The organism is Fulvivirga sp. (assembly GCF_040220315.1).
GTDB lineage: Bacteria > Bacteroidota > Bacteroidia > Cytophagales > Cyclobacteriaceae > Fulvivirga.
Map to the genome: position 1 here is coordinate 1 of NZ_JAVJUY010000181.1, position 4,673 is coordinate 4,673.

At 37.5% G+C, this 4,673-nt stretch carries 5 protein-coding genes; all 5 read right to left on the bottom strand.

Annotated features, from left to right (window positions below; genetic code table 11):
* Positions 1 to 299, bottom strand: a 299-nt coding sequence (locus tag RLO81_RS08705; RefSeq protein ID WP_350110150.1) for a regulatory protein RecX, incomplete at its 3' end; no start/stop codon positions are given.
* Complete coding sequence (locus tag RLO81_RS08710) at positions 299 to 772, bottom strand: YcxB family protein (protein ID WP_350110153.1); 474 nt, start codon at positions 770 to 772, stop codon at positions 299 to 301. The genes RLO81_RS08705 and RLO81_RS08710, both read right to left, overlap by 1 nt.
* A 93-nt stretch (positions 773 to 865) precedes the next feature.
* The gene (gene nadC, locus RLO81_RS08715) at positions 866 to 1,723 is read right to left on the bottom strand and encodes a carboxylating nicotinate-nucleotide diphosphorylase (RefSeq protein ID WP_350110162.1); all 858 of its coding nucleotides are present in this window, start codon (positions 1,721 to 1,723) and stop codon (positions 866 to 868) included.
* 13 nt (positions 1,724 to 1,736) lie between these two features.
* Positions 1,737 to 2,132 (bottom strand): DUF4783 domain-containing protein, encoded by a 396-nt coding sequence (locus RLO81_RS08720; protein ID WP_350110156.1) that lies wholly within the window; start codon positions 2,130 to 2,132, stop codon positions 1,737 to 1,739.
* A 94-nt stretch (positions 2,133 to 2,226) separates the two neighbouring features.
* Positions 2,227 to 4,673, bottom strand: a 2,447-nt coding sequence (locus tag RLO81_RS08725; RefSeq protein ID WP_350110159.1) for a M14 family metallopeptidase, incomplete at its 5' end; no start/stop codon positions are given.

Below are 4,673 nucleotides of genomic sequence, written 5' to 3' on the forward strand. Positions count from 1 at the left end.
CAATAATTGCTTACACGATGCTGGTTTAAGCCCTGGAGAATCTTGTTTCTGCCCCACTTTTTTACTCGAAACTTGCCTCCTGCATAAGCGATCGCAAAACGCTCTTCATTAATAAAATTTTCTGTGATTAATTCACTTAAAATGCGCTCTACATCCTCGCTGTATAAACCATAGGTGTAAAGCTTGTCTCTTACTTGTTGCTGAGATCTTTCCTGATAGGCACAGTAATCTGCTGCTTTTAATTTGGCCTCTTTCGGGGATAATTTCTTTTTAGGTTTCTCGTAATCGTTAGAGAACATTATTTAATTAAGCCTTTACGCTTCATTATGCTCTCTACAAATTTACGTTCATTATCAGAGTTGAAAATTTTAAATGGCAAATGAATCAGCTGTGCTTTATTTACAACCAATAGCAAGTAGTTTTTCCCTACTTTACCTCTTTTAATTTGTTCCCATTTCAAAGGCATACCTTGCTTATTGTTCAACTTAATAAGCACTTGCTGACTGGTTATTTCATAGGCTAGTTTTTCAAATAGCATTTTAGTCTGATCGAGTTGTGTAACTCCAGCAAACTGTATTAACCAAAATAAAATGTAGAGCACCAGCCCAATTCCTGCTCCAATGAACCACCAAATATTTGGAATCCAGAAATATCCTGCGCAGATGGCCAAAACAATGAGCGACACCCACCATTGTTGTTTCAAAACACTTAATAGTGCTAGTTTAATGTAGGTTCCACTCTCGAGTTTGTATTTCTTAGTTTTAACAATCATCTCTTCTATTATTTACTCCACATCTTCAAATGAGGTGCAAACTTAATTCATACGATTAATAATTGTTTTATAGGTGCGTTCTTTTTTGGAGTATTAGAATGCCTTTAAACTCAGGTCTTTGCTTTTAACAGAATGAGTGAGTGCACCTACCGAAATAAAATCCACTCCGCACTCGGCCACTTCAGCAATATTCATTTCAGTGATACCGCCACTCGCTTCTATCTTGCACGTGCCATTGATAAGTTTCACAGCCTCTCTCATAGTTGAAGGCATCATGTTATCAAGCATAATAACATCTACATCACCTACGGAGAGGGCTTCTTTCACCTCATCCAAATTTCTTGTTTCAACTTCAATGGCAAGTTGCTTTCCTTTTTCTTTAAGGTATTTCTGGGTTGATTGAACAGCTTTGGTAATACTTCCTGCATAATCGATATGGTTGTCTTTTAACATAATCATATCGTAAAGCCCAAATCGGTGGTTTTTCCCGCCACCAATTGCCACGGCCCACTTTTCTGCAATTCTAAAATTTGGCGTAGTTTTTCTGGTATCTAGTATTTTGGCCTTAGTATTTTTTATTAATGAACACATATGATGCGTGTAAGAAGCTATACCACTCATACGCTGCATACAGTTTAGCACTAATCTTTCTGCCGTAAGAATAGATCTGGCACTGCCTGAAACTTCAAAAGCCACATCTCCGGATTGCATGGTATCACCATCTTTCATCAATAATTTTAATTCAAGCTCAGGGTCTACTTCTTTAAATATCTTCTGTGCCAAATCAACCCCAGCCAAAATGCCTTCATCTTTTACTAAGAGTCGCGCTTTGCTGGTATGGTTCTGAGGAATGGATGATAGCGAGGAGTGGTCTCCATCGCCAATATCTTCTGCCAAGGCAGATTTAATAAACTGTTTAATTGATTTATCAGATAAATAGGCCAACGACATGTTTGAAACGGTTTTATTCCTTGATAAAGGAAATTTCATTGATTAGATAGCGCTCTCCAGAGCCTTTTATTCGCATCCAAACTCTAAAAGTTTGTCCGTTACTAATGTATTGGCCAATGGCATAGGGCAAGCCACCCTTAGATGACCCCTGATGCACAATGGTAAAGCTTGTAGGTGGATTATTTTTAAAGAAGTCTTTAAAGACATATTCTGCCTGAATTTTGCTGTAGGTTTGAATATCGGAATCGATGGTCACATCCACATTGGCATCAAAATGTTTGGAAACCTCTTTTGAACTACCCGACTTAATCGCATTTTTCACATCATCAATCGTTTCTTTTTGGGCGTAGGTTTCGCCTAAAAGAACCATTGACAGACAAAAAAAGAATATGTATTTAAGCGCTTTCATGATCATTTAATTCAATCAAAGATAGTCCAAAACTGTGCCAAAATATCTTTAATAATTGAAATTACAATTATAAATAGTCAGTTCCAATCGATTATCACCTATTGGCTGATCTGTCAACCAACTTACCAAAGAAAATGGCGTTTAAAAAAGCTTTGTTGGTTCCATACCAAAATGCTCTGAAATTGAGATCGTCAGTAAAACCAATGATTTTCCCTGATCCAAATGATGAAATGCCAACACCAGAGCTATTCTTTAGTAATTCAAGGTTCTCCTTGGAGATGTAGCCACTTAATAAAGGATTTTCGGTATACATCATTGGGTTGGCATAGGCGCCTTTGGAAACAGTTAGAAAATCTTCAGAATTTCGAAAAACAGGTAAATACTCATTGTAATAACCATAAAATAAAGGATGGGTTAAATCTATTTTGGTATTAAAAATAGCCCCACCTATTTCTTGAGCACCCTCAAAGGCATCTATGTCTGAGTATTTTCTGTATTGAGAAGAATCGGATTTAGGAGATTTTTTCATTTCAAACTTGCCTAAACCAATTTTATGAAGGTATTTCAATGCACCCTGTGAACCTACAATCAATCCACCATTTTTCACCCATTCTTTTAGTTTTTCCGCATCGTTAATGGATAGTGCGGAGTAATAGCCGTCCACCATTACAATAACATTGTATCGATCCAATGAAACTCTTCCTAATCTATCTACTGGTAAGAGTGTGGCTTCCATATCCATTCTTTGGTCGAACAAATGCCAAACTTCCCCAGCGTCATACGAACGAACAGTTTCACCTACTAAAACAGCAATAGATGGTAGCGTTAGTGCCTCAAAAGACGGGCTACCTAAGCTAACAGTTTCATAATTTAACCCTGATTGAAGGGCATAGAAAGTTGTACCTATATCATTACTCAAAAATTTCAGTGTGGCATTAATCTCTTCTTTTGATTTGGATTGAATTCCCACTGGAATCAAAATAGTGCCAAGGTTAAAAGACTTGTTTCCTGAATTGAACTTATTAGTGGCTACTTTTAGCTTATAGCCATTTTTAAGAAGGTAATTCAAAACTTTTGGTGCGTAGTAGTCATTCCATTCAAAAGCATAGGCGTAATCAGAATTGCCTCCAATAATTTTGCCTTTTGGTTTTAATGAAGAACTGAATGGGTTGCCTAACATATTGGTATTGAAATTTTTTGTGCCAAGTGTTTGATAATCCACATTGAAGGCCATCGGTAGGGTCCAGGCCGAAACATCATAAAACAAACTATCCTGAAACGTTGTAGTGACATCAAACATAGCTTTAATAAGCCGATAGTTGGGATTGTTTAAGGGAACAACAAAAGACTCGTCATTATTATAAGAACGACCCGAGATGGTTGCTCCAGATTTGCTTTGATAAACAGAAATACCATGTCTGTCCATCAACTCTGCCAAGTGGTAATTTCTCCATTTGTCGTCAGAGCCAAATACAATAGCGGCTTGTCCAGATTTTGATGCTTCATTGTAAGAGTCTTTAAAAAAGCTTCTCTGATAATTGAGGAAAGCTTCTCTGTTTTTATTTAATCCTTTAAGTGATGAAAGAGCTGTATTAAACTGATTTTTTATTGTAAAAGGAAAGGTTAATACACCATTCTCAGTTTCCCTGGCATGCCCGCGAGAGCTAGCCTGTTCGAATAAAATTCCAATTCCTCCATTAATGTCAGGGTAAGTAGAGCCTTTACCGTAATAAAAGTCATCATAACTTTCTTGAGTGTAATAGAGAGAGCCAATACTATCTAAAGCCCGGGCATGAAACCTTCCTAATTCTGCTGTGAGTTCATATACTTTTTGCGGTGTTTTTGGGTTATTTCTTGAAGGAATACCCGGCTGAAAAAAGAAGGTACTATTGCTTCCCATTTCATGATGATCGGTTAGAAGATTAGGCTTCCACTTATGAAATTGTGCAATACGAGCCTGTGATTCTGGTAATTGAGTAACAAGCCAATCCCTGTTTAAATCAAACCAATAATGATTGGTTCTTCCACTTGGCCAGGGTTCATTCAGTTCCCTGTTATTAGGGTCGTCAAACAAGTTTGTGCTTTTATTCGCATTTACATAACTGGCGAATCGGTTAAGTCCATCAGGATTAAAACTTGGGTCAAGTAAAATAATAGTTTCATTTAGAATTTCATCAATATTATTTCCTTGAGCAGCTGCCAGATAATAGGCCACTAACAAAGAAGCATTGCTTCCGCTTGGTTCATTTCCATGTATGCTGTAGCCCATGTAAAATACCGCAGGCATATCTTGAATGGGAAGTTGAGAAGATTGATTAGGGTCTGTAAGTGCAACATGCTCCTTTTGTAAATTATCGATATTATCGTGGTTGGCTGGTGAAGTGATAATCAGATTGATCAATGGCCTTCCTTCATATGTTTCGCCAATCACTTCAAAGGTTATTCTGTCAGAAGCTCTGTCAAGCGCCCGCATGTATTCCACTAACTTGTCATGGCTAACATGCCATTCTCCAACTTCATGCCCCAAGACTTCAGAAGGCT